Origin of the sequence: Kitasatospora sp. NPDC007106 (assembly GCF_040634455.1) — a bacterium.
In the GTDB taxonomy this organism is placed as follows: Bacteria; Actinomycetota; Actinomycetes; order Streptomycetales; family Streptomycetaceae; genus Kitasatospora; species Kitasatospora arboriphila.
The window spans coordinates 1-3,298 of sequence record NZ_JBEYFP010000662.1 but is presented as its reverse complement, the minus strand read 5'-3'; the positions used below and the strand labels follow the sequence as shown (position 1 = coordinate 3,298).

The following is a 3,298-nucleotide window of genomic DNA, read 5'->3' as shown; positions in this document are numbered from 1 at the left end:
GCCGCCCGGGCGGCCAGCTCCCGTAGGGCGCCGGTGTCCAGCGGGCCGCGGTAGTAGAGGCCGAGGTCGGTGTCGGAGTCGGGGCGGTGGGTGCCGCGGGCCCGGCTGCCGCCGAGGCAGACGCCCACGACGCCGTCCACGGCCGCGAGTGCGGCCGCGAGCCGGTGGATCGGCACCCCGGTCGGAAGGTCGCCGGTCGGAAGGTCGTCGGTCGGCAGGTCGTCGGTTGCGCCCACCCGCCGATGGTCCACCGTCGGGGCGTCAGCCGTCGAGCGGCTTTCCCATGCAGACGCTCTGCTCGGAGTGCTTGTAGAAGCCGAACTTGGTGATCGGCAGGTAGCCCTCCGAGGCGTAGAGCGCGATCGCCTCGGGCTGCTCGGTGCCGGTCTCCAGGACGAGCCTGGTCCGCCCGGCCCCGCGCGCGGTGGACTCCAGGTGGCGCAGCAGGGCGCGGGCGAGGCCCCGCCCGCGCGCCCGCTCCACCACGTACATCCGCTTGAGCTCGGCGTCGCCGGCGCGCAGCCCGTCGGCGTCGGCCTCCTTGGCGCGCCAGCCGCCGCAGGCGACCGGCTCGCCGTCGAGGTAGCCGACCACGAACAGGCCGCCCGGCGGGTCGAAGTGGTCCTCGTGCATCGACGTCTGGTCGATGTCCCCGTACCGGCGGACGTACTCCTGCTGCACCTCCGCGGCGAGCTTGGCCGCGTCGGGGTGGCCGTAGCCGGTGGTCCGCAGCTCCAGGTCCGAGGTCTTCGGGGTGTTCGACATGGTCACCAAGCCTAAAGGGGCCGGTCAGCGGCCCTCGAACCGGGCGACCAGCTCGTCCTTGCCGAACATCCGGGCGGTGTCCAGGGCGGACGGGGTGCCGGCGGTCGGGTCGGCGCCGCCGTCGAGGAGGGCGGTGACCACCTCGTCGTGGCCCTTGAAGACGGCGCCGGCGAGCGGGGTCTGGCCGCGGTCGTTGGCCCGGTCGGCGTCGGCTCCGTGCTTCAGCAGGGCGGCCACCGCGGCGGCGTGCCCGTGGTAGGCGGCGAGCATCAGCAGGCTGTCGCCGCGCTCGTTGGAGAGGTCGGCGGGGGCGCCGGCCGCCAGGTAGGCGGCGAGCAGTTCGGCGTCGCCAGACCGGGCGGCGTCGAACAGCCGGCCGGCCAGTTCGACGACCTCGGGGTCGGGCGTCTGCGGGGTCTCGTCGGTCATGGCGGGCCTTCCTGGGGGTGCTGCCGGGCGCAACCTCGGGTGCGCGGATTCCGGTACGCACCGTAGCGGAAGGGCCCCGGCCGCGGGGTCACGCATCCGTTCGAGCGAACTTCCCGGTTCAGCCGAGGGCGATCACTCCGCAGGGGGACGCCTTGAAGCGCACGGCCGGGGCTCGGTGCGCATACCCCCGATGCATCGGACGCGAGCAGATCCACCCGTTTGCCACGTTCCATCATCTATTACTTTTTGTCACGATTAGAACACTTTCAGTAACACTTGTCCCCGCCCCCTCACGAGGAGCTGACCACGTGATCCTCTCCATTTCCGGCATCGTCCTCTTCGGCACCATCGCCTTCCTCTTCTTCCGCCGGGACGGACTCAAGGTCTCGCACGCCCTGGTGTGCGCACTGTTCGGCTTCTACGTCGCGGGCTCCTCGATCGCCCCCAGCATCACCGCGGGCGGCGCGACACTGGCCAGCCTCATCGGCGGCATCAAGTTCTGATCCCACGGCACGACCGCGGCCCGGGAGCGGACCCCACCGCCCCGGGCCATCACCCGTCCCACCCCGTTCCATCGCCGTCCCACCGCCCCGCCCCACCCCTGTCCCACCGCTCGGGGAGCCCGCCATGTCCCTCACCCGCCATCTCCACCGCGGTCGCGACCTCGCCCGCACCGCAGGCGACCACGCCGCCGACATGTTCGCGCCGCTCACGCTCATCGGCCGCGGGCTGCGCCACCACCTCGACTGGACGAAGGGCCGCTGGGCCGCGACCCCCAAGGAGCGGCGCGGTCCCACGCTGTTCCTGACCGCCGCCCTCGCGCTCGGCGTCTTCCTGCTGCCGCACGGACTGCTGTTCGCCCTGGTCGCCCTGATGGCCAGCGCCGCCTGGGCCGGCCGCCGCCCCAAGGCCGCGCCCGCCCCGGAGCCCGACGCCGCCGACCTGAAGCTCGCCGCGCTGTACGCCGCCCTCACCCCGTACCTCGCCGGGCCGGACGACATGAGCCCGCTCTACACCCTCGACGGCCACTACAAGAACGCGTTCGGCGGGTGGGAGTTCGACGGCGACGGCCGGCTCTGCGCGCTGGAGATCGCCTACCCCGCGTACTTCACCGACACCGAGCCGGCCGCCCGCGCCCGGATCGAGCAGGTGGTCCAGGGCAAGGCGGGCCGGGCCCGGGAGTACCGCTTCGACTGGGACGAGGAGTCCAACCGGCTGCGGGTCACCGCGCTCGCCCCGCTGGCCACCGACATCGCCGCGCAGCGCTTCGTCACCGCGCCGGGCGAGATCGTGCTCGGCTTCACCGACGCCCTCGGCACCAGCCGCACCATCCCGGTCACCCAGGGGGGCACCGTCGCCCAGCAGCCGCCCGTGGTGTGGCGGGTCGGCCCGCGCAGCGCCGAGCCGCACCTGCTGGCGCTCGGCTCCAGCGGCTCCGGCACCTCCACCCTGCTGCGCTCGATCGCGTTGCAGGCGCTGCCGCACGGCGACCTGGTGGTCATCGACGGCGCCGGCACCGGCGAGCACGCCTGCCTGGTCAACCGGCCCGGCGTGCACACGGTGGAGACCAGCCTGCACGGCGCGGTCGCCGCCCTGGAGTGGGCCGCCAAGGAGACCGAGCGGCGGCTCGGCCTGCTGAACGCGGCCCGGCACCACGGGGTCGCCGCCCCCGAGGAGGCCACCCGGCCGCTGTGGCTGCTGCTCGACCATCCGACGGAGCTCAGCGAGCTGGCCCAGGCCGAGGAGCGCCCCGACCCGCAGGACCTGCTGGAGGTCCCGCTGCGGCACGGCCGGGCCGCCCGGGTCACCGTGGTGATCGCCGAGGACGTCGAGGCGGCGTCCCGGCTGCGGCCCACCGTCCGCGCCGCCACCCGCACCAAGGTGGTGCTCGGCCCGGTCACCCCGGACCTCGGCCGACTCGCGCTCGGCGCCGCACTGGACATCACCCCCGCCGCGCACACCCCGGCCGGCCGCGGCTACGCCCGGGTCGGCGCCGCCGCCCCCGTCCGGCTGCAGGTGCCGGCCACGGTGGACCCGCTGGACGAGGACGCGCCCGCCCAGCTGCGGGACGCGGTGATCGCCCTGCTGCCGCACCGGGACACCC

Annotated in this window: 5 protein-coding genes; 2 read left to right on the top strand and 3 right to left on the bottom strand. The window is 74.6% G+C overall.

Translation table 11 applies throughout. From position 1 onward, the window contains the following. The 3 genes from ABZ641_RS30360 to ABZ641_RS30350 all read right to left on the bottom strand — a co-directional run. The coding region (locus ABZ641_RS30360) for a nucleotidyltransferase domain-containing protein (RefSeq protein ID WP_359986928.1) at nt 1-176 on the bottom strand (176 nt) is incomplete at its 3' end. Between the two features lie 85 nt (nt 177-261). Continuing rightward, nucleotides 262-765, bottom strand: a complete 504-nt coding sequence (locus ABZ641_RS30355) for a GNAT family N-acetyltransferase (RefSeq protein ID WP_344626537.1) — start codon at nt 763-765, stop codon at nt 262-264. Nucleotides 766-789: 24 nt separating this feature from the next. After that, complete coding sequence (locus tag ABZ641_RS30350; RefSeq protein ID WP_344626538.1) at nt 790-1,194, bottom strand: ankyrin repeat domain-containing protein; 405 nt, start codon at nt 1,192-1,194, stop codon at nt 790-792. 308 nt (nt 1,195-1,502) lie between these two features. On the opposite strand from ABZ641_RS30350, the gene ABZ641_RS30345 reads away from it, so the two are divergent. After that, nucleotides 1,503-1,697 (top strand): hypothetical protein, encoded by a 195-nt coding sequence (locus tag ABZ641_RS30345; RefSeq protein ID WP_095871811.1) that lies wholly within the window; start codon nt 1,503-1,505, stop codon nt 1,695-1,697. A gap of 124 nt (nt 1,698-1,821) precedes the next feature. Next, nucleotides 1,822-3,298, top strand: a 1,477-nt coding sequence (locus ABZ641_RS30340) for an FtsK/SpoIIIE domain-containing protein (RefSeq protein WP_359986924.1), incomplete at its 3' end; no start/stop codon positions are given.